Genomic DNA, 25,646 nt, shown 5'->3' on the forward strand with positions numbered 1-25,646 from the left:
AAATTGGTTTATATGGAAAAGATAGGCTGTTATGCACAGCCTATCTCTTTTAGCAAGTCCGGAAATTGGTATTTTTAACCTTTTTGTATAAGCAAGATAGCTATTAATAACCAGGATTTTGATGCCCGTTTACCTTAGGGTTATTATCCAGCTCAGCCTGAGGAATTGGTAATAATTCATCCCTTCCCTGTTTGAAATACGGAAGCGGATCGGTGGTAAAGTATTGCTTTTTCCTCCAGCGAAGGATATCAATATTTCTTGTTTCTTCATCGCCCATTTCCACCATTTTTTCGTGCATGATGGCTTTCACAACATCGGCCTTTGAGCCAACCGGATATTGAGCGGTTGGGTAAGGCGGCATAGCAACATCTGCACGTGCACGTATCATGTTAAGATAATTGACCGCGGCAGCAGTATTGCCAAGCTCGTTTTCGCATTCGGCCAGCATCAATAAAACCTCTGCATAACGGATAATGCGCTGGTTATTGCCTCCCGGGTGAAAACTTGCTGCCGGCAAACCTTCTTTGTAAATGATCATGAATTTGCGGAAACTGATCTTCTTGGTAACTCCGTTCATCACAGAAGAATTACCGTTCTGGTCGCCGTCTGTAAGTACTGATGCGCCTTTGTTGTAAGTGTCGCCTGTTTGATAACAGGTGTAATGAAAACGGGGGTCAGATTTTGCAGCTCCGGTAGCGGTGTTCTCAAACTCGTTAATCAACTTATTTGAAGGGATGAGGTTTCTCCAGGCGATAGGATTGTATTCCTGGTTGCGTACGGTTGATTGGGCCTCTGTAGGGCTGTCGCCGCCCCAGTTAAAGCCGCTGTCGCCTTTGTCAACAAATACAATTTCAAAGATGGATTCACTATTAAATTCAGTTTCCTCTTCAAAATTATCAAGGTATCTGCCGGTAAGCGTGTAACCGTTTACTCCGGTTGTAGGGATTTTTAAAAGAGCTGCCTTTGCACCCGCATAGTCGCCGTTTTGCATGAGTACACGGCCCAACATGGCATTAGCCGCCGAGGCGGTTGCGCGTCCTTTATCAGTACCGGACTTTTCGGGCAAAACAGCCGCGGCATCCTGAAGGTCTTTGATAATCAAAGCATAAACTTCAGACTCGGTTGCGCGGGGCTGAAAATCGCTGGCGGTTTTAACCGCCGCAGTATAAAGCGGCACTCCCCCCCATTGCGAAACCAGGTCAAAATAAGCCCAGGCGCGTAAAAATTTAGCCTCTCCAACTAAACGGTCACGCAATGCCGTGTTATCCGTTACGTTGGGGCCATTTGCAATAACCACATTCGCCCTGAAAATAGTGGTGTACCAGGTATTCCAAACAGAACTTATCACCGGGTTTGTAGGGTCGCCGGTACCGTTAAGGATCTGTCCCCTGGGGGCCTCAAGCTGTCCGCCGCCGCTTGCCACATCGTCACTTCTGAGGTCGTGAATAAAAAACCATTCTCGTGATACCAACCCCAGCGAATGGATGGAAACATAAATGGCGTTTACGCCTTTAGTTAGCTGATCGCTGGTTTTATAATATTGGTTGGTTGTTACGTTATTAGGGTCGTTGGTGTTGAGAGAGCCTTTTTTGCAGGAATTAACCGTTGCCGTTACTGTAATTGCTGTAAGGGCCGACCACAGGTATATTTTCTTAATTTTCATCGTTGTAACTTTTTAAATTAATCGTTAAAAGGTTGCCTGTAAACCCAACTGAACTGTTCTTGGCTGCGGATACTGGCCGTAATCAATACCATTTGTGAGGGTACCATTGCGTGAGCCGATTTCGGGATCGAGACCTTTGTATTTAGAGAATGTTAACAAATTGGTTGATGCTACATAGATTCTTAGCCTGTTAAGCGCATTATCGGTTTTTGACCTTAACCATGAAGAAGGAAAGTTATAACCGATCTGCAGGTTTTTAACACGCAGGTATGAGCCGCTTTCAATCCACCTGGTTGAAGGCCGTACGTTGCTGTTCGGGTCGCCGGAAATGGCGCGCGGAATATTTGTACTGGTATTTGTAGGTGTCCATGCCTTTAACACATTGGTACCGGCGTTGAAAAGTCTTGGCATACCTTCAAGGATGATCCTTTCGGCATTGAAGATTTTGTTACCATACACACCCTGGAAAAAGACTATCGCGTCGAAATTTTTATACGAAGCGCTGTAGTTTAACGAATAGGTGAATTTTGGCAGATAACTGCCCAGGAAAGTACGGTCGGCATCGTTGATTACACCATCATGGTTCACATCCCTGAATTTTAGGTCACCCGGAGCTGCACCTGTTTGTTTAGCTGAATTGGTAACTTCGGCAGCATTTTGGAAAATCCCGTCAACAATATAGCCGTAAAACGATTGAACGGGCTGACCAACAACCGTATTGGTTATAGGGCCGCCGCCGCCGTAATCGGCGTCTCCGCCGGCAGTAATAGAAGCGTTTGCGGTACTAAGCGTTAAAACCTTGTTTCTGTTAAGGGAAAAGTTTCCGGTGATATCGTATTTAAATTCGCCGTGTGTCTTATGATAACCTAAACTAACTTCAAAACCACGGTTCCGCATCGATCCAACGTTAGCTAAGGTCCCGGCACCATTAAAACCAAAACTTGGCGGTGTAGGTACGGTTAATAAAAGGTTATCGGTTTTCCTGGTATAAACCTCAGCAGATAAAGTAAACACATCCTGGAACAAGCCCAGATCCAAACCGATATTGGTTTGCTTGGTTGTTTCCCATGACAGGTCAAGGTTGCTTAAGCCACTATAAAACGAGGCGTTTCCAAGATCGGCCAAAGAACCGTTGAACGGATAAGTAGCAATGTTAGACGAAATAGGCTGCAGGTAAGGATAGTTACCCAGTACAGTACCATTGATACCTGTTACACCATAGCCGGCCCTTAGTTTTAATGAAGAAATAGATTTGCTTCCTTTCATGAAATTTTCCTGGTCTACCTTCCAGCCTAACGATGCCGCGGGGAAGCTTTCATGTTTGTGTCCCGGTGCAAATACAGACAAGCCATCCCGACGGATAGAGCCGGAAATCAAATATTTACCTTCAAAGTCATAGCCTACACGGGCAACCTCCGAAATGAGGAGGTTTGTGCCATAAGTGTAATTTGTGTAAAGATTAGTTGCGCCATTTAGCGTTCTTACCGTGTTGGTGTTTTGGTTACCTGAAGATACCTGGTTATCGCCGCGCGAGCTTTGGGCCTCGTAAACTAAAACGGCGTTAACGTGGTGCGGGCCGAAGGTTTTATCGAAGGTAAGCTGTTGAGAGTAGAGCTGGGTTGTGCTTGTGCTCCTGCCGTAATTAATAACCGCTGTTGGCGATTGAGAAGTACCACCATCATTATAAATAGGTGTATACGTGTTGTTCAGATTAGAATTGTAATCAATACCATAAATTGATTTAAAGTTAAGCCATGGGGTAAATTTCAGGGTAGCGTAAGCGTTGCCATGAATAGTGTAACCATGATTGGTGTTATCAATCAGCTTAGCTGCTTCAATAGGATTGGTTGGGTCCGAACCGTCGAAACTGTTTAATGGCCCCATAAATCCGCCTGCATTATTAGGGTTGTAGATTGGTAGGTACGGCTGCATCCTTACCACATTGGTGATAGCAGTACGGTTACCCGCATCAACGCCGTAACGCTGATGATTGATAATGGCGTTAAAGGTCTCACCAAATGACAGGAATTTACTGATCGTATGATCGGCATTTACGCGAAATGCCTTGTGGTAGGCACTTAAACCCTGGGCAATACCCTGCTGGTCGAAGTAGTTTGCGGAAGTGTAAAACCGGGTTACGGCATTGCCGCCGCTTACCGCCACATTGTGTTGCTGTATTGGCGCATTGCTCCTGAAATAAGCGTCCTGCCAGTTAGTATTGGTTTGAGCAAAGGTTTGCGAACTGCCTGCATAAATTGGCTTGTTAAAGTTGTCTGACTGCAGGCGCGGCGGTAAGGCTATGCCGGCTGCACCATTAAGGGCGCGCTCATATTGCAGGTACTGCTGGGTGTTAAGCAGGTCATATTTTTTGATGACGTTTTGTAAGCCATAATAGGAGTCGATAGTTACTTCAGTACGGCTGTTGTTGTTACCTTTTTTTGTAGTGACGATGATAACACCATTTGTACCCCGCGAACCGTAGATCGCCGCAGCACTCGCATCTTTCAACACGTCGATACTTTGAATATCCTTAATATCAACGCCTGTGAGGCTACCCGGATATCCATCTACTATATATAAAGGATCAGATCCAAAATTCACGGAGCTGATACCCCGCAATGAAATAATAGCCCCGGTTCCCGGGCCGCCATTACTGGTCACGGTTAAACCTGCTATACGCCCCTGTAACGCTTCAATACCACCTACAGGTAAAGAAGCCAGGGTTTTACCGCTAACTGATGACACCGCTCCTGTAACTTTAGCACGTTTTTGTGATCCGTAACCCACCACAACTACCTCTTCCAGGTTTTTGGTATCTTTTTTCATTTGCACCTTCAGTTCAGTACTGTTGGTAACCGAGATCTCCTGCTGGGTAAAACCAATTAACTTAAACACGAGCACAGCTGAATTGCCGGGCACTGCTATTTTAAAGTTGCCGCTGGCGTCAGTAGTTACGCCTTGGGTTGTGCCTTTGATGGAAACTGCTACGCCAGGCAGGGGTTGACCATCATCATCGGTAACTTTGCCCGAAACGTTAAACGCGGGCTTCATTTTTAAAGCACCATTTTCATTAATAGTAATACCATTTAATGAACCTGCCAAACTGCCGGTACGTGCAATTGACACCGACGGCATTGCTAACGTGCACCCGGTTAGGATGAGCGTAGCGTAACGCCACCTTTTATTATAAATTTTTTGTAAAGAATACTTCATGTTGTTAAGGTTTAAAATTTTTATTTCGATAGAAAAAGGCGGTACTTCAAATTTGTGCCCAACGTTTTCCGTATCGTTTATATAGCAAATGCCTTAAAATCGCTCTGACTCACTTTTAGACACCGTTACCGGAATTAAAAGATGATATGCAAGTTGCCTGAAGCAGACCCGGGCTTAAGCCGGAATTGAAAATGTGTTTTTGTCTTTCCATAATTTTCGTTTTAAGTGTTTAATAATTAATATTTAGGTTTGATATTATTTAACATCATCGATCCCAAACGCATCACTTTGGCTATCGGCATTCAAATTGACACTGCCGATAATCCTTACAAAACCGTAAGCCGATTATTTCGCATTAAGCGAAAACAACAGATGCCACAATGACCCGCTTTTTATTACACAGTTTATAATTGGTATGCCGGTACACCGTTTTGTTGGCAGTACCTTTGTAATAACCTTCAGTTGATCAAAACAATGAGTGTAAAAGTATCTTTAGAGGTTTGGCCAATGGCGCAATTTTTGTTTAAATCTTACAACATTTGTTTAAGCCAACCTTGCATATCAAGGGTGCTTTTCAAGGTTCCGGCAGTTACGTGACTAAAAAAATGGAGTAGGCGCATCGGGTTTCTTTTGTTGAAAACAAATCACAATAAGCTGATTTACATGTAATTAAAAAATAAAAAAAGCCAAATACAAGTGGGTTTTCCTTATCAAAAACTTGTAATGATTTATGAATTTGGAGGGAAAACACAATTAATAACAATCGATTGCAGGACACTCAAAAATTACCATATTTAAGTGTTGTTAAAACAATAAATTTTACTGATCTGCAACGATAGAAATGCCAAATATTTAGCCATATCAGGCAGTTTAGCTTGTGCGTAAAATGAGCTTTTTACACACTTGTCGCACAACGACTGCCGGCAACTTCATTTAAATAGATGGTGTTGTTAAGCGTTGCTTTATGTCGTCTCTTTGTAAGGGCTGCAAAGGATTAATTTCATTTTCTAAGCTGTGTTTTGCGCTTATAGAAAACAAATAAGGACAGCCTCGCGCTGTCCTTACAACCAATTTTAAAGAAAGAAAAGTAATAAGGAGAGGTAATTTATTCTTGTTTATTATTTATGCTTAATATCCCTTAAACAATATGTAACGATGCATTTGGTTTATCAGATTGATGCGCCTCGATATTATTTATAATATCATTTAATGGTTACCTTAACTGTCTTTAGGTCGTTCTTATCCGAGCTGGTGCCATAAAGCACCTCATATTGGCCCGGTGACACTTTTACCATACCAGTTGCCTGATCAAAGAATTCAAATGTCTTTGGCGGCAAATTAATAGCCGCCAGTGTTGTTTTCCCGGCAGGTACAGTTATGCGCTTAAACGCACGTAAGGTTTTAACAGGCCCTTCTTCATCACCTGTTTTATGAACATATACCTGAATTATTTCTGTACCGTCACGCTTGCCCGTATTGTTTACCGGCACCGACAATTGTATAGATTGGTTAGCAGTAATGATACTTTTATTCAGCGCTGCGTCGCCTATCTGAAAATTGGTGTAACTTAAACCAAAACCAAATGGAAATAAAGGCTCCTGCTCCATAAAGCGGTAGGTACGACCTTTCATTTGATAATCGCTAAAGTCGGGTAACTGGTTAATACTTTTATAAAATGTAACCGGGAGGTGACCGGCCGGGTTATAATCACCAAATAACACATCGGCAACTGCCTGCCCACCTGCTTCTCCCCCATACCATGCTTGTAAAATGGCCTCACAGTTCCCGGTTTCCGGCACCAGGCCTACTGCCGATCCCGAACAGTTTATGAAAACCACCTTTTTACCTGCATTTTTAAGCGCTGCCAGGCAGTTGCGCTGCACAGCCGGCAATTCGATGTCGGTACGGTCACCACCTTTAAAACCGGGCAGTTGAATAGGCATTTCTTCGCCTTCCAGACGCGGTGAGATACCACCCGCGAAGATCACCACATCCGCATCTTTAACTTTGCTAACTAAGGCGTCGTAACTTATAGGCACTTCCTTGCCAAAGTTGAAGAACAGGTTTGCCGCCCAGTTGTTAAGTTGTTTATAACGTAATTCTATTTTATAGCTTTTCCCGGCTTCTGCCTGCAGCACATAACGTCCGGGCAGCAAACGCCAGCTGCCGTTACGCAATACACTCTTCCCGTCAACCAGGAGTTCGCCACTGCCGGTGCATTCCAGTTTAAAAACAATATCGCCTGTAGCAGATGGCTTATAAACGGTTTCGTACCGTGCAGAAAAATCTTCGGTATTAACACCCTGCGCAAACTGGTGCGCACCAAAGGTAGTAAGCGACATTGGCCCTGTTACCCGGGTGGTTATAACCGGGCTGCCCTCCATGTTGCGGTTATTCCAGTAAGTGGCCTTTATGCCGGGCTGGCCGTCTATACTGCTTTCGGCAATACCGGTTTCGGTAACCTTATCGTCCGTCAGGTCGCAGGCCTTGTCATAAATGATCTGGCCGGGACTTAATTTCGATCTGATCCCTTCCAATATATTGATGGTACTTGCCGGCGTACCGTTATAGTTACCCCAAAGCATTGGCGAATCATCGGCATTAGGGCCAATAATGGCTACTTTCTGTAGATTTTTGTTTAAAGGCAGGATGTTATTTTTGTTTTGAAGCAGCGTCATTGTCTCCCGCGCCATGTCAAGGGCCAGTTTCTGATGCGCAGGCGAATTAACTACAGAAAGCGGGATCTTTGTCCAGGGAACTAATTCGTCCTTATCCATCTCGCCCAGTTCAAAGCGCTGGGTCATTAACCGCACCACGCTGGCATCGATGTCTTTTTCCCTGATTAAACCGCGGGCAACGGCATCCGGGATCTTGTCAAAGGCGTAGCCTACGCACTCCACATCTGTGCCGGACAACACAGCCTTAGCCGATGCGTGCGCTGCATCCGATGAAGATTTATGGGTACGGTAAAAGTCGGTAATGGCCCCGCAATCAGATACAACAAGGTATTTAAAGCCCCAGTCCTGTCTTAATATCTGGCCAAGCAGCCTGCTGTTACCACAGCAAGGCTCATCATCAAGGCGCTGATAGGCACACATCACTTCCCTCACATCGGCTTCGGTAACAAGCGATTTGAAGGCCGGCAGATATGTTTCCCATAAATCGCGTGCGCTAACATTATTAATATTTAGTTCGTGCCGGCTCCATTCCGGCCCCGAGTGCACTGCATAATGCTTTGCACAAGCCAATAATTTACGGTACCGGGCATCTGCCGGCCCCTGCAATCCCTTCACAACTGAAACACCCATGCGCGAAGTAAGGTAAGGGTCTTCACCGTAAGTTTCCTGGCCGCGTCCCCAGCGCGGATCACGAAAGATGTTGACATTGGGCGTCCAAACCGACAGGTCATGAAAACGCTGGCTCTCGCCATGCTTTTTGTAATCATTATTTTTAGCCCGCGCTTCGTCAGATACGGCATCAAAAACATGAAATAGCGCCTCATCGTCAAACGATGCCGCCATACCGATTGGTTCCGGGAACACCGTTACCGGCCCCTGGTTGGCATAGCCATGCAGTGCTTCGCTCCACCAGTTAAACTTTTTGATGCCAAGGCGGGGTACTGCATCAGAAACATCTTTCATCAAGCCTACTTTTTCTTTCAGGGTAAGCCTCTTCACCAGGTCCTTCGCTCTCGCCTCCGATGGTAGCTTTGGGTTTTGATAAGGCATTTTCTGCGCATTTGCGCAAATAGTATAAAAAAGTAATGTGCTTATCAGTAAACTTTTTTTAAGGTTCATATAATAGTTTGTAGTTAGTCAGCTTCGCTCAGTCAAAAGTATTGAGCGACATAAACTTTATATGACACGCATGTTGAAAAGCTTAACACATTGGTTTACGACTGTTGGAACCATATAAGCGTTTTTAAAGCGTTATTTGTGGGTTACCAGGCTTTCGGTAGGTTATAAACGCTATCAAAGCCATAAGCCGGCGTCAACAACTGTTATAGTACTTTCAACAATTGTTGTAATAGCATATTTGGTTGTTCAGGTACTTTTATTGAGTAGCTGCCGGGCTATTTGCCCGATATAAAACCCTCAAAACATACAATGAATACAAGAGCCTTTTTTTTCACCCTGTTCGTTATAATTTCATTATTTACCGGCACTGCATCAGCCCAAAACAAAAAGTTTTACATCTTTTTGTGCTTCGGCCAGTCGAATATGGAAGGTAACGCCCGTATCCAACCACAGGATACCGTTGTTGACCCGCGCTTACAAGTATTGGAAACGGTTGACTGCCCTAATCTTAAACGAACCAAAGGCAACTGGTATACTGCCGTACCTCCTTTGGCACGCTGCAACACCGGCCTTACACCGGCCGACTACTTCGGTCGCACTTTAATAGCCACCCTGCCCCATGATATAACAGTTGGCATAGTAAATGTATCAGTAGCAGGTTGTAAAATTGATCTGTTCCAGAAAGAGACCTATAAAAGCTATGTTGCGACCGCACCCTCCTGGATGATAACCATGATCAATGAATATGGCGGAGATCCTTACGGCCATTTAGTAGAAATGGCTAAACTGGCACAAAAGCATGGGGTGATCAAAGGGATTTTGCTGCACCAGGGCGAGTCAAACCCTAATGACACGCTTTGGACGAAGAAAGTGAAAGGCATTTATGACATGCTGGTAAAGGACCTTCATCTGAAAGCCCGGAAAGTTCCGTTGCTGGCCGGCGAACTGGTTAACGCAGATCAGGATGGCAAATGTGCGGCGATGAACCAGATTATCGATCAGCTCCCGGATGTTATGCCCAATGCCTACGTGATCAATTCGGGCGGGTGCCCGGCTGCACCTGATAAATTACACTTCACAGCCGAAGGCTACCGGATCTTAGGCACAAGGTACGGATTAAAAATGCTTAATTTACTGGGTTACAAGCCCCAATCCACTGCCGATCCTGTACCGGCACAACCAACCGGGAGCACCGGCAAATAATAGCGTGCTCACTTTTATCCCCAAGAAGTTTTAAAAACATTCATTACCGTTGGTTTTAACCAACAGTAAAAGAGTTGAAAAGTCCAGGCTTTAGCCCAATTATACAGCAGATTTAGGCTGAAGCCCTCCTATCGCTACCCATTATCCCGTTGGTTGAAACCAACGGCAATGAAATTTTATCTATTTGTAAACGATATTCTTCATTTTCTTGCAGTTTCTAAGCAACGCTTTTAACGCTTACTTTTTTCACCCGGTATTCGGATGGTAAGATGTTATATTTTGCTTTGAATGATTTGGTAAAATAATGAGGCGTAGAAAAACCGATAGAATATGCGATCTCGGCAATGGTCAGATCGGTTTTCTCGAGCAATATAGTTGCCTTGTCCAGTTTTATCGAGCGGATGAATTCAACAGGTGGTTCCCCGGTGAGTTCAGTGATCTTGCTATAAAACGATCCCCTGCTCATGCTAAAGTGATGGCTGATCTCTTCGACAGAGAATTTGGGATTGTTCATATTTTTCTCAATATACATCACTACATCTTTGATAAACCGCTCTGACGAGGATTCTATATCCATATCCGCAGGAATAACCTTTATCTTCTTTTGGTAAGTTTCCTTAAGCGATTTATTTAAATGAAGCAGGTTTTTGATCTTGATATTCAGGATATCAAAATTGAAAGGCTTGGTAAGGTAATCATTCACACCCAACTCCAGTCCTGCAAGTTGATCCTTTTGGCTTGCCATCGCCGTTAACAGAATAATAGGTATATGACTGGTTCGCTTATCGGCCCTGAGTTTACAGCTTAATTGGATCCCATCCATATAAGGCATACTGATATCGCTGACTATCAGATCGGGATGTACAGCGAGCGCCTTGTGCCAGCCATCCCGGCCATTAACCGCCTCAGATACTTTATAAGTAGCTCCCAGGTTTTCGGCCAGATAATGCCGCATATCATCATTATCTTCAATGATCAGCACATGCAACCTGTCAATGCCTGTAGCAATTTCAGGCTGAGGTTTGCTGTCCGTATCGTCGCCGGTAAAGTTGGATGCCGTTTCGGGCTGATTTTGGTGGGCTATTGCTGTTTCGGATAGATCAATTACCGGCAGTGAAATGGTTAAAGAAAACGTTGATCCTTTACCCGGCTCACTTTCCACGCTAATCTGGCCGCCGTGCAGTTGTACAAGCTCGCGCGTAATGGATAAGCCTATCCCGCTGCCCTGGTTAAGTATAGCCGGCTGGGCATCTGCCTGGTAAAACCTGTCAAAAACATGACCAACCTGTTCGGCCGATATACCCGTACCGGTATCTGCAACTGAAATGCTAAGCTGGTATGAGCTGCCATCCGTCGAAATAACGGGAGCAGTAACTTCCACGGTAATTTGTCCCCCCTGCATAGTAAATTTAAAAGCATTGGATAGCAGGTTAAATAATATCCGCTCAACTTTGTCATGATCAAACTTTGCAAATAACCTTTCTCCGGTAGTCTTAAAAACGGTTGAAATCTTTTTTCTCCTGGCCAGATCGTAAAACGAATCGGCAACTTCACGAACAAAAGAAATGAACTCCCCTTCAACCAAATTCAATTTAAGTTCGTTCTCTTCAAGTTTTCTGAAATCAAGCAGCTGATTGACGAGATTAAGCAACCTGCGCGAATTTCTTTTGATAACGCCTAATTGCTCGGCAACAGGTTCGGTATTAGGCTGTTCCAGAAGTTTATCAACCGGTGCCATTATCAAAGATATCGGTGTGCGGAATTCGTGGCTCAGGTTGGTTAAAAACTTAATCTTCATTTCATCCAATTCATGACGGGCTTCGGCTGCTTTACGCTCCTGCTCATCGTGAAGCTTTCTTTTAAGCTTTTTGACACCCTGCCTGCGGATAAGTAATAACACGCCAAAAGCCAGCAGAACATAAAATATATAAGCATATATGGTCATCCAGAAAGGCGGCTTCACTATAATTTTAAGCGATGTACCTATATCATTCCATTTTCCGTCGTTATTGGCAGCTTTTACCCTGAAGGTGTACTCGCCCGGATCAAGATTAGTATAGCTGGCAGTTGTTGAAGTACCTGCATTTTTCCAGGAATTGCTGAATCCCTCTAATATATACGAATAACGATTTTGTTGCGGAAGCGTATAATTAAGCGCAACAAAGTTGATGGAGAAATCCTGCTTATACTTGATAGTGACTTGCTGCATCCCATTAATGTTAACAGGCAATGGATTGTCATGATCGGGCGAGATCCGCTTGTTATCTATACTTAGGGTAGTTAACACCACCGGCGGCAGTTTTTTGTTGAGCCTCACATCAGCGCTTCTAAAATAATTAAACCCATCCACACCACCGAAATAGAGCGTACCATCTGCACCAATAATGCCCGATCCGTTTAAAAACACATTGTTTTGAAGGCCATTATCATGACAATAAACGTAAAGCTTCTGGTCTGCCGGATCAATCCGGCCAATGCCCTGATTAGTGCTGAACCAAATATTACCCGTTTTATCCTGTAAAATTTTACAAATCACGCCGTTGGGTAATTGGCTATTATATTTAAAGGCGGTTACCTTTTTATGCCGGTAATCGTAACGGAAAAGGCCGTCGCCGTTTGTGCCTATCCACATATTTCCGCCGGCATCCTTTTTTATTGATAAAACTTCTGCTATTGGCAAGCCGGTGTTAGCCGGATTAAGAATATCAAACATTTTTGTACCGGGGTTATAAATAGCGATGCCTGTGCCGTACGAGCCAATCCACATATTGCCGTCACTATCCTCTTCAAAAGCCCTGATATAGCCGTTTGAGGGAAATTTATAACCTTTTACCGGCGAAATAGCCGGCGAAAATCTGCGGAAAGTATCTGCCTTAGCATCAAAAATATCAATACCCGCTCCATTAGTTCCAATCCATATGTTGCCAAGGTGGTCTTCCTTAAAACAGAAAATATTATTTTGACTGATATTTAGTTTTCCGCTGCCACTGGTAAATTGCGTATAGGCGTTTGTCGCTGTGTTTAGTTTAAAAAGCCCGTGCCCGAATGTTCCTATCCAGAGTTGCTGTTTATGATCAAGCAACATAGCCAGGATGGGCAAACCCGCCGAATTTATTTTCTCTTTGGGCTTTATGGGGATATGACTGAAACGGTTGGTTTTGTTATTGAAGATACTAAGGCCGCCGCCATCAGTACCTACGTACAGTTCATTATCGTTTTTTTGTGCAAATGACGATACGATAGGCGCGCTAAGACCAAAAGGATCTAACTCGGTTGATTGAACGTAATTAAATAAAGTCAGGTTCTTGTCGTATTTATTGATGCCGCCCATATAGGTCCCCACCCAATAAATACCATCGGGATCGATATAAATACTCCGGATAGATTTGCTGTTAAGGCTGTACGGGTCGCGCGGGTCATGACGGTAACGGACGGATTGTCCGGTATTAATATCCATGATATTAAGGCCCCCCTCTGTACCTACCCAAATATGATCTTTGTCGTCGGCAGCTATGCTGTAAACAATATCGCCGCACAATGAATGTTCGTCCTTATCATTATAACGATAGTTAATAAAGTGTTGACCATCTTTTGTTAAGCGGCTTAAGCCATTTGATGTACCAACCCACACGTCCCCTCTCTTATCTTGCCCAACTGTCATTACTACATCAGATGGCAAGCTGCCAGGATCTTTTTTTTGATGGCGGAAAGCTTTGAAACTCCTATGCGTTTCATCATACAAATACAAGCCCGCACTGGTACATACCCACATCCGGTTGTAGCTATCCTCAAAAATATAGCCCATACTTTTAACCGGTATCTGGCCTGGCTTATCTGCACCCGTTTCAAAATGACCGATATGTTCACGGTCCGGAGCAATCACATCAAGCCCATCCACGGTACCTACCCATATAGCGCCCTTGCTATCCGCGCGTATAGCAGTGATAACGCCCTGGCTTAAATGCTGTCCCTTTAAGGGCGAAGTAAAACTCTTGAAAGCATCCGCCGCCCGATCATAATAATAAAGACCATAACCAATAGTACCTACCCATAATGTACCTGTACGGTCAATGCAAATGCTGCTTATTTCGTTTGAACCGGGCTCAACCTGCCTTTTCATGCCCAGCGGATAAACTTTAAAGCGTTTGCCATCATATCGGTTCAAGCTTTCTGACGTGCCTATCCATATCATTCCATTAACATCCTTTATTATTGTGTTTACGGCGTTGCCCATTAATCCCTGCTTGGTGGTTAATGCTGTGAACTTGATATTAGGTTTTTGTGCATATACCTGGATACAGAATACGGTTAAGACAACCGGCATCAATACAATACGCGCAAAGCCGGTCAGCACGGCATACATCGTTACACGCGTACAGAATTTGGGTAAAGAATGCTTCATAAGTGACAGGTTACAATTTCCGGTGCAGACAAGCCGCAGGAAAAAATTGTTTATGAATTATGGTTTTAAAATTGGTTTGACTGATGCTTTTGAAATACATCACTATCCAAATTTACATTTTATGCCGGCGAAACAGGCAAACTTTTGTTCAAAGAAATAACACACTTGTTCAATTATATCAATAATTATTGTACAAAAGTGAATATAAACAATTTTATAGCGATGATGTCAACATACTTATTAACGACAAACGTTGTAAAATTATGCTAAAAACTGCGTACCCTGTTTTGGCCATAAAAATACCTTTACAATAAAAAAAACAGCCCCAAACAGCAGGATCGCCCTTATAAACTATTTTGAAAGACTTTATTCCTGATCAATGTTTCATTCATAACGAAAACCGGACCGGGTAAAAATTAAACAAAGCAACAATTAAAATATGTGTAATAAATACAATTAATTGCAATTTAATCATTAATCATGTAAAACAACATTTTACCTGCTTAAAACAGTCCGGACACTCAACTAATCCGCAATAAATAAACCTCAATATTCAATCATGAACGCCAAACATTTACTTCCCTTATTGGGCATTACATTTGCCTCCGGCCTCTGCATGGCACAAACGGCTTCAAATTCAATAGCCGACGATTTTAAACCATCCACCTATAATCAGCCGGGGCAAGAGTATCCCCAGGTGAACTCGCAGGGCTACGCTCGTTTTCGTATCAAAGCCCCGCAATCCGACAGTATCAAAGTCAGCCTTGGCCTTGGCGGACGCGGGGGCACTAAGCTCACAAAAGGAGCCGACGGGTTTTGGACCGGCACTACAGAGGGGCCAATGGATGAAGGGTTTCACTACTACCACTTAACCATTGATGGCGGAGTATTTAACGATCCGGGTACATTAAATTTTTATGGTTCTACGCGCTGGGAAAGCGGTATTGAAATACCCGCTCACGATCAGGATTTTTACGCGCTTAAAGATGTTCCGCACGGTAATGTGCAGCAGATCCTTTTCCCCTCCAAAAGCACCAATACTTCACGCAGGGCTTTCGTTTACACTCCGCCCGGATATGAAAAAGATAAATCAAAAAAATACCCGGTATTATACCTGCAGCACGGCTGGGGTGAAGATGAAACTGCCTGGAGCAACCAGGGCCACGCCAACCTGATTATGGATAACTTAATTGCAGGCGGCAAAATAGAGCCATTTATCATTGTAATGACTTACGGCATGACCAATGATGTGAGGCCAGGCCCCGGTGCATTAAAAAGCTTTAAGATAGAGCCGTTTCAAACAGTATTAACTGATGAGCTTATCCCCTACGTTGATGCCAGCTTCCGCACAAAGGCCGACAAGGCCCACCGGGCTATGGCAGGGTTGTCAATGGGTGGGATGGAAACGCATATGATAACGCTAAACAAGCCCGAACTTTTTGCTTATTATGGCCTGCTCAGCGGCGGCATTTATACCCCGGACGAACTTAAAGACAAGGCAAAACCTAAACTAATATTTATAAGCTGCGGCAGTAAGGAACGGCCCGAAAGCGTAAAAAACGCAGTAGCTACCTTAAAGGGTGCCGGATATGATGCGGTATCTTTTGTATCTGAAAACACCGCCCACGAATTTCTTACCTGGCGCCGAAGTCTTTATGAACTTGCCCCTTTGCTGTTTAAAGAATAAAGCTCTATCGCCCCTATAAATAACACAAAAGCCCTGTCGGTCTCTCTTGACAGGGCTTTTTTATAAATTCACAGAACCGATTTCATTTCTCAAATAATGAAAAATGTCATTTCGACAGAGCAGAGGGCCGGCTGAGTGTTGGCGCGAAAGAGAAATCTTCTACAACATACTGCGCGAAAAAGCAAGGAGCAGAAGATTTCTCCTCACTCCACCGCAGAAACCACCTCTGGTTCGATCGAAATGACATCATGGTTTTATTATCCCGAGCTTACATTAATTATGCTGCCCTAACTGATTAACAGCTCCTGATAAAACCACGTACTGCGCACAGCCGCCTATTGTTACTTCGTTCTCGCCCCAGAAAAACGGCCAGTCTTCCTTATTTTCCGGAAAATCAGGTTTAAGTAACAGGATACCAGGTACCACACCGCCAGGAATAAACCTGAAATCGGCGCGGTTATTACCATAGGTTACTTTTTTTGAACGGCCACCCACTGCTGATACGAAAGAAAGGTTGGAGTAAGGGTGACATCCGAAGATATAATTCAGTCCTTTATAAACATATTCAGGGCCGATGATATTGGGAAAATACTTGTTAGCGTAATAGTTGGTAATGGCGAAATTAATAACCTGCCCGCTACCACCCCATCCACCAGGAGTTACAGGCACACCATACGGGTTCTGCTTATCATACTCATCACACGAGGCTTTGTATTTTTGCATATATCCCGCTATTTTATCCTGGTAATCTTTATCCATATAAGGATAAGCATGTAACGCGCTTATCATAACAAAGCCGGGAAAACGGTCAAGCATGGGCATGATCAGCTTTTTGAAATGATCTGCAAACTGCGGATCTTTTGTTGTGATATATAATTGCAGGGCTGCGAGCATTTCGTTGCTGGTAGCAAACCTATTGCTTGCCTTTGCGGCAGAGTCCATGTGCATTTTCAGGCTATCATCCTCGTGCCAGAGTTTCCGGGCGCATTGCAGGCTTTGGGCCGACAGCGTATCATTATAACCTTTCAGCGCCCTGCTGGCAGCGGCAAGCGCAGCGGTAGCCTGGTAATCCAGGGCTATATTCCTGTTGGTAAATGCCCACCTGTCATCCATAGTACCACTTGATTTTCCGTCGGTTTGGTAAGGTTTTAACGAGGGGTTGTAAGGCAGGTTATCGGTTTCGTTAACCGCGTCTCCGAGGTGATGGTACTGGTGTAAATTGGGCACAATGATTCCGCGTGCCGCGTGGCCGATGTTCACAATCTGCGCTACCAGCGCAAGCGTACCATGTTCAAGTTGCTGCAAAACATCTGGTTTGCCGTCGGGCCGGTGTATATCTACGTAGCGGGTTGGGTAATCTACATAAGTTTCATCACGGTCGATCTTAAAATTCTCCCAGGCTTCCGCAAAACTCAGCACAACGCTGCAATGCGAGGGTGTTTCGATATCAAAATCGCCGGCATCAAACCAACCGCCAACGTTAAGTCCGGGGATCCGTTCAAGTGGTTTATATTTTGTATCGGTGGTAGGCCCCATTTTGTATGTATCAAAGTGCTGATGATTGGGAGGAGCCTGCAAAGCGTCGTCTAAAAAAGGAGCGCCGTGCCACACGCGGTAGGCCTCATTCACCATCATGTGATCCATCTGTACAGGGAACCAGACATCCATTGTTGGATGCCCGATATTTTCATAAACATTGGCATTGATTGGAAAAGCGTTGGTTTTTTGATCGCCATAGGCAATAACGTATAAACCGGATTTCTTTACGCTGCTGAAATCAAACTTCAAATAATTGTAACGTGTAAATTGCCCCCAGTGCTGCACTTCTGATTTTAATCGCTCAACATATTTTCCATCTGGTGTTACTTCAAAAAGCGTTGCGCTTTTTAGCGGTGTATCGTTTTTATCAAGTTCGATCACGGCAGTCTTTTGCTGCTCCGGGCGATAGCCCACCTGTGAAAACTCAATTACTGGTGCACGTTTCCAACCGGGTACGGCATTAGGCTCGATATACCAGGTTAATACCTTGCCTGTTTTACCTACAGGTAACAAGCTACGCACAATAAACCATCCGTTTTGCGCAAGGCTCCGGCCGTCAAACAACATTAGGTCGGCATCAGTCGATTGAATTTTGATATTGCGTTCGGGATCTTCAGGAGCCATCACCAGCGTTCTGCCGGAGGCAAGCGGTGCCGGGTCAATAAATTCATTGCGGCCGCGATCATCAAATGTGCTGTGACCTGCAAACTGCGGAATCTTCTGGCTTGAAGGAAGCATTTTGGTTAAACCTGCCGGATACAGCGGAAATTCGCCCGGTTTTCCATCAATCAAAAATGTTTTCTCAAAATAGGCCGATGGTATCACTTCGAGGTTAAAGCCTGCCCTGCCGGCCAATTTTTCAGGAACCGGCTTGTCGAGATATAAACTCAACTCAACGCCGTTACCTTTTGGTGTCACGCTAACCTTTGAATCAAAATCATAACCTTCATAACGCATGGTTACGTCGATGCGATGGTTAACGCTATCCACTGTACGATTAACCATTGTGGGCACCAGATCCCACTGCTCGGGGGTATTTTGCAGGCGTACTGCTCCACCTGTAATGGTGCGTACACCATGGTGTATCAGCTCTACCCCTGCTGTTTTCTCGTCCTGAAAAATCCCGTTGTACTGATTACTGAATACCAGGACGTTTACGCCGGGTGTTTCGAAATAGCCCAGCTTGTTTAACTTTAGTTTTTGAGCCGTGACATGGATAGATGACAGGCAACAGATTAATGCCATCACCACCATAACCGGCCTTGATGAGTAAATTTTTAATTTCATGGTTTATAAGATTGATTATAAGCGTTTCTGATCGGGGATACCGATTATCGACCGTACGAAAGTATCCGTACAGAAAATGGCCTGCTACCACAATCCAATATTTTGATACCACGAATGTATCTGTGCGCCGCAGCTATATGATTGTTACAATTGATCCGGAGAAACCACTCTGCGGGAGGCCTAATCCAGTCAAATATAATTGAAAATCAGTAACTTAATAAACACACCGACAACATCGGGCGCATAATCGCTGTGTTTACCTTTCGCTCATTGATTTTCGCCAGCCGGTTTATTAATTATTTTTTTTCGGTTAAACATTCGTTCTATCATTATCATAATTTGTGTTAACCGCGGCAAAAGTGCTTCCCCTACTTTCGGGTATTCCTCAAACGAGCAAAAACTAATACAATTTTAACCGCTTTAGCTTCTGTTAATCTGAGGAGAGATCAGTTCCGCAGATTAACAGATAAAAAATTATGAAAAAGATAGCCTACCTTACCGCCATTGGCATTTTGCCTGCCATGATGGCCATATCACAGCCTGCGCTTAAACACTCGCCGGCTGGATTTGACACTTATCGTGCAGGGATAGCACACGGAAAATTAGATACCGTTACTTATAATTCAAAAACAGTCGACTCCAGGCGTCGCGCTGTAGTTTACCTGCCGCCGGGGTATACTGCAAAAAAGACCTACCCTGTTTTGTACTTGCTGCATGGTATTGGCGGCGATGAATTTGAATGGCTTAACCAGGGCACGCCACAGGTGATACTGGATAACCTGTATGCAGATAAAAAACTGGAGCCAATGATTGTGGTACTGCCCAACGGCCGCGCCATGAAAGATGACCGCGCCACCGGCAACATAATGGCACCGGATAAAGTTGCCGCCTTTGCAACTTTCGAACACGACCTGTTGGACGATCTGATCCCATACATCCAGAAAAAGTACCCTGTTTACACTGACCGTGAACACCGGGCACTGGCCGGCTTATCGATGGGTGGCGGACAATCGCTCAATTTTGGGCTGGGTAACCTGGATAAATTTGCCTGGGTTGGGGGCTTTTCATCCGCACCAAACACTAAAAAACCTGAAGAACTGGTACCCGATCCGGAAGCTGCAAAAAGCAAACTTAAACTGCTCTGGATCTCCTGCGGTGATCACGACGGGTTAATGTCGTTCAGTAAACGTACCCACGACTACCTCGAGCAAAAAAATGTACCGCATATTTTCAGCGTTGAGCCGGGGATACATGACTTTAAAGTCTGGAAGAATGATCTTTACCTGTTTTCGCAATTCCTTTTCAAACCTGTTGATATCGATAAATTTAATACGCTGATCCTGGGCGGCCCTGCATCTACCAATATCCGGGGCGCAAAATATCCCTTTATTCTGCCCGACCACCGGGTGCAATTCCGCTTTAAGGCACCTGATATTCAGAAGGTACAAGTTGATCTTGGCAAAAAATATGATATGGCAAAAGACACCGCCGGTTATTGGACAGCCACAACTGATTCTATTGGCGAGGGCTTCCATTATTATTCGTTGATTATAGATGGTGTTGCTACAACCGATCCTTCAAGCCAAACCTTTTATGGTATGGGTCGTATGGCCAGCGGTATTGAAATACCTTTTGAGGGCGGTGATTATTATGCTGTTAAAAACATTCCGCACGGCGATATCCGCATCAAAACTTATTTTTCAAGCGTCACCAAATCGTGGCGGAGGCTTTTTATTTACACGCCACCGGGTTACGATGCAAGTCAGGTTAAATACCCTACGCTATATATATTACATGGCGGCGGTGAAGATGAAACCGGCTGGGCAACCCAGGGTAAAACCAATATGATCATGGATAACCTGATTGCAGCCAAACAGGCAAAGCCAATGGTTGTAGTAATGCCCGATGCCAATTTTAGCGGTGCAGGCTTTGGTGAAGCCGGGCTCAAAACCTTTGCAAATGAAATAAAACAGAACATCATTCCTTTTATAGAAAAAAACTACCGGGTTGACCGCACCGCACAGGGCCGTGCACTGGCCGGTCTTTCTATGGGTGGGCTTAATACCCTTTATACAGGCATATACAATACCGATATGTTCAGTTACCTGGGCGTATTCAGCTCGGGATGGATTTTGCCGGTACAAAATAGCATCGCCGATGCGCAGTATGATTTTATGAATAAAAACACGGCTAAAATCAATACTAACCTTAAGGCATTTTGGATAGCCATGGGCGGCAAGGAGGATATCGCCTATAAAAACTGCCAGATCATGTTAGCAAAGCTTGACGAGATGAAGATAAAGCATACTTACTATGAATATCCGGGCGGGCATACCTGGCCTGTATGGCGAAATGATCTTTACAAATTTGCTCCTATCCTGTTTAAGTAATCGACGATCAAAAAATCCAACCGGAAATTCAGCACATGAAAAAATTTAAGTTTTGGCTATTATTAGGGTCTTTGATAGGTTTCGCAGCGCTATCGGACGCGCAAAATCCATTAATCAGGGACCAGTTCAGCGCCGATCCTTCGGCCCGTGTTTTTGGCGACAGGGTTTATGTTTACCCCTCGCATGATATTAAGGCAACGCCGGGCCATGGCCGGCCCGGTTGGTTTTGCATGGAAGATTATCACGTTTTTTCATCGGCTAACCTCACCGATTGGACCGATCACGGTATGATCATCAGCCAAACCACGGTACCCTGGGCCGAACCAACATCTTACAGCATGTGGGCGCCCGATTGCATTTTCCGCAACGGGAAATATTATATGTACTTTCCCACTACTGCGAAAGGCAGCGAAAACGGCCGTGGGTTTACCATAGGTGTGGCCATAGCTGATAAACCTTACGGCCCGTTTATACCGCAGCAGGAGCCTATAACAGGCGTGCACGGCATCGATCCTAATGTGTTTATCGATAAAGACGGACAAGCATATCTGTATTGGGCACAGGGTAACCTGTACGCGGCAAAGCTTAAAGAAAACATGCTCGAGCTTGCTTCAGAGCCCATAATTTTAGCTAACCTGCCAGATAAAGGGTTAAAGGAAGGCCCCTACCTGTTTGAACGTAAGGGTATTTACTACCTCACCTATCCGCATGTGGCCAATAAAATTGAAAGGCTGGAATATGCTACCGGCAACAACCCGATGGGGCCCTTTACATTTGCAGGGGTGCTGATGGATGAATCGGCTTCCGGCTGCTGGACCAATCATCAATCCATCATCCAGTTTAAAAATCAGTGGTACCTGTTTTATCATAACGATGATCTGTCGCCGAATTTCGACAAAAACAGGTCGATAAGGTGCGACAGCCTCTTCTTCAATGCCGATGGAACGATTAAAAAAGTTATCCCAACCCTGCGTGGCGTGGGGATAACCAAAGCCTCAGAAAAAATACAAATAGACAGGTATAGCGATAAGGATAGTACTGTGCAGATCTCCTTTCTTGATACAGCAAAAAGATTTGACGGATGGAAAACCACTTTAAAAGACGCCGGCAGTTGGATCCGTTACAATCGGGTTGATTTTAATGGCAAAAAATTTAAAGAAATGCAGGTTATGGCTAACTCGGAAGGCCCGGCAACCATAGAAGTACGGCTTGGTAATGCCACCGGACAATTATTGGCTACCGCGAACATTGGCAAAGGAAGCGACTGGCAGCTTACACAACACCGTCTCACCTCGCTTCCACCCAAAATTGCCGACCTGGTGATCGTATTAAAAAGTGGTACCGGTGCCAATATCGACTGGATAAGTTTTAAATAAATCAAATTACATTAGCCCAACTGTTCCATACCGAAATGAAACTTAAAACTCTGATAAATTTTGTATCTCCGTTGTTGCTGGTGAGCTCCGCCGCTTTTATGTCATTTACAGGCCGGCAGGCATTACATCCAGGAACGGAAGAAGGTCAGGTTTCTCACTCGCCACACAAGCCGGATAAAGGATTGAAGGATTATTACCGAAAATATTTTCCTATTGGCGTAGCGGTTAACATGGCGGCACTTAGCGGGCATGAGGCAGAACTCGTTGCAAAGGAATTTAACAGTGTTACGCCTGAAAATGACATGAAGATGGGGCCTATCCATCCGCGGGAAAATGAATATAACTGGAAAAACGCCGATGCGATAGTAGCATTTGCACTGCAGCACCACATGAAAATAAGGGGCCATAATTTGCTGTGGCATGCACAGGCACCTGTATGGATGTTTAAAGACAGCACGGGCAAACAGGTAAGTAAGGAAGTTTTACTGAAAAGGCTCAAAGACCATATTACGGCAGTAGTCACTCATTTTAAAGGCAAGATATATGCATGGGACGTAGTTAACGAAGCCATTGATGATAAGCCCGACAACTACCTGCGTAACTCATTATGGTATCAGATCTGCGGCGAGGATTTTATTGCCAAAGCCTTTGAATATGCCCATGAAGCAGACCCTGATGCCCAGCTTTTTTACAACGATTACAATAGTGAAGTTCCATCCAAACGCGACAAGATCTGTAAATTGCTCAAAAACCTTAAAGATGCCGGCGTGCCGGTAACCGGAGTAGGTTTACAGGGCCACTGGAAATTAACAGACCCAACCATTCAACAAATAACCGAAGCTATAGATAAATACGCGGCACTTGGATTAAAACTACAGATCACCGAACTGGATGTTACGGTACGAACAGCCCAGCCTCGTAAAACAGGAGATCAAACAATGCAGGATTCGTCTTACACGGAAGCCATGGCCGCTCAGCAAGCAGAGAGGTATAAGGCTATCTTTGAGATCTTCAGGAAATACAAAAGGGTAATAACCGGGGTTACTTTTTGGAACGTGTCTGACAAGCACAGCTGGCTCGACTATCGAGGCGGTGGCATTGCCGGCGGCGCTGCTGCAACCCATGCAACAAGCCGTACGGTTATCAAAGCTTATCCGCTGCTGTTTGATGAAAACCTTCAGCGTAAAAAGGCATATTGGCCGGTAGTTAACTTTTAAATGTTTTGAATGGAATCTTATCAAAAAAAAGGCATCGTACTCCGCAAGCTGATATTAACTTACCTGATATGGCGGATGGCAGTTTTGCCGGGATTTGCACAAACTGCCCAAAACCCTATTATCTATGCCGACGTTCCGGATGTGTCGATGATCAGGGTTGGCGATACTTATTATGCAAGCAGCACCACTATGCATCTTAGTCCGGGGCTGCCGATCATGAAATCAAAAGACCTCGTAAACTGGCGTATAGTAAGCTACGCTTATAGTACGCTTGACGATGGGGATGCCCTTAACCTCTCAAACGGGGCAAACGCCTATGGCCGGGGATCCTGGGCAAGCAGTTTGCGTTACCATAACGGAACATTTTATGTGTCCACCTTTTCGGGTACAACCAATAAAACATACATCTACAGCACAAAAAACATCGAAACAGGCCAATGGAAAGTAAAATCCTTTACGCCGGCGCTGCATGACCATTCATTGTTTTTTGATGACGACGGAAAAGCCTATATGGTTTACGGGAGCGGCAAAATTATGCTGGCCGAATTGAATGAGGACCTATCCGGCGTCAATCCTGATAAAAAACCGCAAATCCTTATCGGGAATGCAAGCGCCGTTGCTGGTCCCAACATTGGTTTGCCTGCTGAAGGATCGCAGCTGTTTAAAGTAAACGGGAAATATTATCTTTTCAACATCAGCTGGCCAAAAGGAGGAATGCGTACTGTTTTAATACACAGGGCAGATCAACTCACCGGGCCCTATGAGGGCCATGTAGGCCTCCAGGATAAAGGTGTGGCGCAGGGCGGGCTTATCAATACCCCTAACGGCATTTGGTATGCCTATTTATTTCGTGATTTTGGCGCCGTTGGCAGGGTGCCGTACCTGGTACCGGTTAAGTGGACTGATGGATGGCCTGAATTGGGTATCGACCATAAAGCACCCGATACGCTGGATTTACCTGTAAGTAAAGGCTTGATTCCGGGTATTGTATCATCTGACGAGTTTGGCCGAAAAAACGGAGAGCCGGCGCTGCCGTTAGTATGGCAATGGAACCATAACCCAGATGATCGGCTGTGGTCGTTCAAAAAGCGGCCCGGCTACCTGCGATTAATCACCGGACGAACAGACAGTACTTTACTATCGGCGCGTAACACATTAACGCAACGCACCATTGGCCCTGAATGTTCGGCAACAACTTTAATTGACGTTTCCAACATGAAAGACGGCGATTTTGCAGGTCTGGCATTACTGCAACAGCGATATGGCTTCGTCGGCGTTAAATCAGACCATGGCTCCAGGCAGATTGTAATGATTAATGCCCAGACCGGTGCTGCTGCAGAAGCGGCCAGCATACCTTTAAAACAAACGACTATTTACCTTAAAGCAAGCTGTGATTTTACTAACCGTACCGACAAAGCTCACTTTTTTTATAGTCTCGACGGACAAAAATGGGAGCCTATCGGTACGCCCCTGCAAATGGCTTATACAATTCCTCATTTTATGGGGTACCGCTTCGGCCTGTTCAATTACGCAAGCAGACAAACGGGCGGTTATGTCGATTTTGATTTTTTCCACATCAGCAATACACAATAATAGCTATAAACCTAATCGTCTTTTCAGAATAATACAGAGATCATGCTGAATATTCCGGATCGTTGGTTTCCGTCAGACACCTATGAGTTGCTGTCATAGCTGTTGAAAGCATACCAGGACGGGTCGGATTTATGCCAATGAAAGTCTGATTAATATTAATCCTGCTAAGGGTGTTTTATATAATTTCGTGCAACCAGATAACCGTATTACAACCTTTGCTTTGAGTTATTGTAAAAAGCCTTTATAAACGCAAAGATGGTTGTGTTGTCAATTATATAA

General features: G+C 44.6%; 11 protein-coding genes. 6 read left to right on the top strand and 5 right to left on the bottom strand.

The window, feature by feature from the left end; all coding sequences use genetic code 11:
• Nucleotides 1-103: 103 nt before the first annotated feature.
• From ACEN9X_RS28285 to xyl3A, 3 genes are all read right to left on the bottom strand, one after another.
• Nucleotides 104-1,663 carry a RagB/SusD family nutrient uptake outer membrane protein gene (locus ACEN9X_RS28285; RefSeq protein ID WP_413668324.1) on the bottom strand — a complete coding sequence of 520 codons (1,560 nt, stop codon included), beginning with the start codon at nucleotides 1,661-1,663 and terminating at the stop codon, nucleotides 104-106.
• Between the two features lie 24 nt (nucleotides 1,664-1,687).
• Nucleotides 1,688-4,876, bottom strand: coding sequence for a SusC/RagA family TonB-linked outer membrane protein (locus ACEN9X_RS28290; protein WP_413668325.1), 3,189 nt, complete (start codon nucleotides 4,874-4,876; stop codon nucleotides 1,688-1,690).
• A 1,202-nt stretch (nucleotides 4,877-6,078) separates the two neighbouring features.
• On the bottom strand, nucleotides 6,079-8,673 hold the full coding sequence (xyl3A, locus tag ACEN9X_RS28295; protein ID WP_413668326.1) for a xylan 1,4-beta-xylosidase: 2,595 nt from the start codon (nucleotides 8,671-8,673) through the stop codon (nucleotides 6,079-6,081).
• A gap of 309 nt (nucleotides 8,674-8,982) precedes the next feature.
• Here xyl3A and ACEN9X_RS28300 point away from each other — a divergent pair, with 309 nt between their 5' ends.
• On the top strand, nucleotides 8,983-9,876 hold the full coding sequence (locus ACEN9X_RS28300; protein ID WP_413668327.1) for a sialate O-acetylesterase: 894 nt from the start codon (nucleotides 8,983-8,985) through the stop codon (nucleotides 9,874-9,876).
• 217 nt (nucleotides 9,877-10,093) lie between these two features.
• Here the strand turns inward: ACEN9X_RS28300 and ACEN9X_RS28305 are convergent, their stop codons facing one another.
• Nucleotides 10,094-14,278: a two-component regulator propeller domain-containing protein gene (locus ACEN9X_RS28305; RefSeq protein ID WP_413668328.1), complete on the bottom strand. Its 4,185-nt coding sequence runs from the start codon at nucleotides 14,276-14,278 to the stop codon at nucleotides 10,094-10,096.
• Nucleotides 14,279-14,837: 559 nt separating this feature from the next.
• On the opposite strand from ACEN9X_RS28305, the gene ACEN9X_RS28310 reads away from it, so the two are divergent.
• Nucleotides 14,838-15,965 carry an alpha/beta hydrolase-fold protein gene (locus ACEN9X_RS28310; protein ID WP_413668329.1) on the top strand — a complete coding sequence of 376 codons (1,128 nt, stop codon included), beginning with the start codon at nucleotides 14,838-14,840 and terminating at the stop codon, nucleotides 15,963-15,965.
• A gap of 273 nt (nucleotides 15,966-16,238) precedes the next feature.
• Here the strand turns inward: ACEN9X_RS28310 and ACEN9X_RS28315 are convergent, their stop codons facing one another.
• A complete protein-coding gene (locus ACEN9X_RS28315) occupies nucleotides 16,239-18,791 on the bottom strand; it encodes a glycoside hydrolase family 9 protein (RefSeq protein ID WP_413668330.1) in 2,553 nt (850 codons plus the stop codon).
• Nucleotides 18,792-19,267: 476 nt separating this feature from the next.
• Here ACEN9X_RS28315 and ACEN9X_RS28320 point away from each other — a divergent pair, with 476 nt between their 5' ends.
• From ACEN9X_RS28320 to ACEN9X_RS28335, 4 genes are read left to right on the top strand one after another with little or no spacing between them, the layout of a single operon-like run.
• Nucleotides 19,268-21,181 carry an alpha/beta hydrolase-fold protein gene (locus ACEN9X_RS28320; protein WP_413668331.1) on the top strand — a complete coding sequence of 638 codons (1,914 nt, stop codon included), beginning with the start codon at nucleotides 19,268-19,270 and terminating at the stop codon, nucleotides 21,179-21,181.
• 35 nt (nucleotides 21,182-21,216) lie between these two features.
• Nucleotides 21,217-22,557, top strand: a complete 1,341-nt coding sequence (locus ACEN9X_RS28325) for a family 43 glycosylhydrolase (RefSeq protein WP_413668332.1) — start codon at nucleotides 21,217-21,219, stop codon at nucleotides 22,555-22,557.
• A gap of 35 nt (nucleotides 22,558-22,592) precedes the next feature.
• Nucleotides 22,593-23,774, top strand: coding sequence for an endo-1,4-beta-xylanase (locus ACEN9X_RS28330; protein WP_413668333.1), 1,182 nt, complete (start codon nucleotides 22,593-22,595; stop codon nucleotides 23,772-23,774).
• Nucleotides 23,775-23,783: 9 nt separating this feature from the next.
• Nucleotides 23,784-25,367: a glycoside hydrolase 43 family protein gene (locus ACEN9X_RS28335; RefSeq protein ID WP_413668334.1), complete on the top strand. Its 1,584-nt coding sequence runs from the start codon at nucleotides 23,784-23,786 to the stop codon at nucleotides 25,365-25,367.
• The last annotated feature ends 279 nt before the right edge of the window (nucleotides 25,368-25,646 follow it).

The sequence above is a fragment of the Mucilaginibacter sp. Mucisp86 genome (genome assembly GCF_047324315.1).
Classification (GTDB): domain Bacteria; phylum Bacteroidota; class Bacteroidia; order Sphingobacteriales; family Sphingobacteriaceae; genus Mucilaginibacter.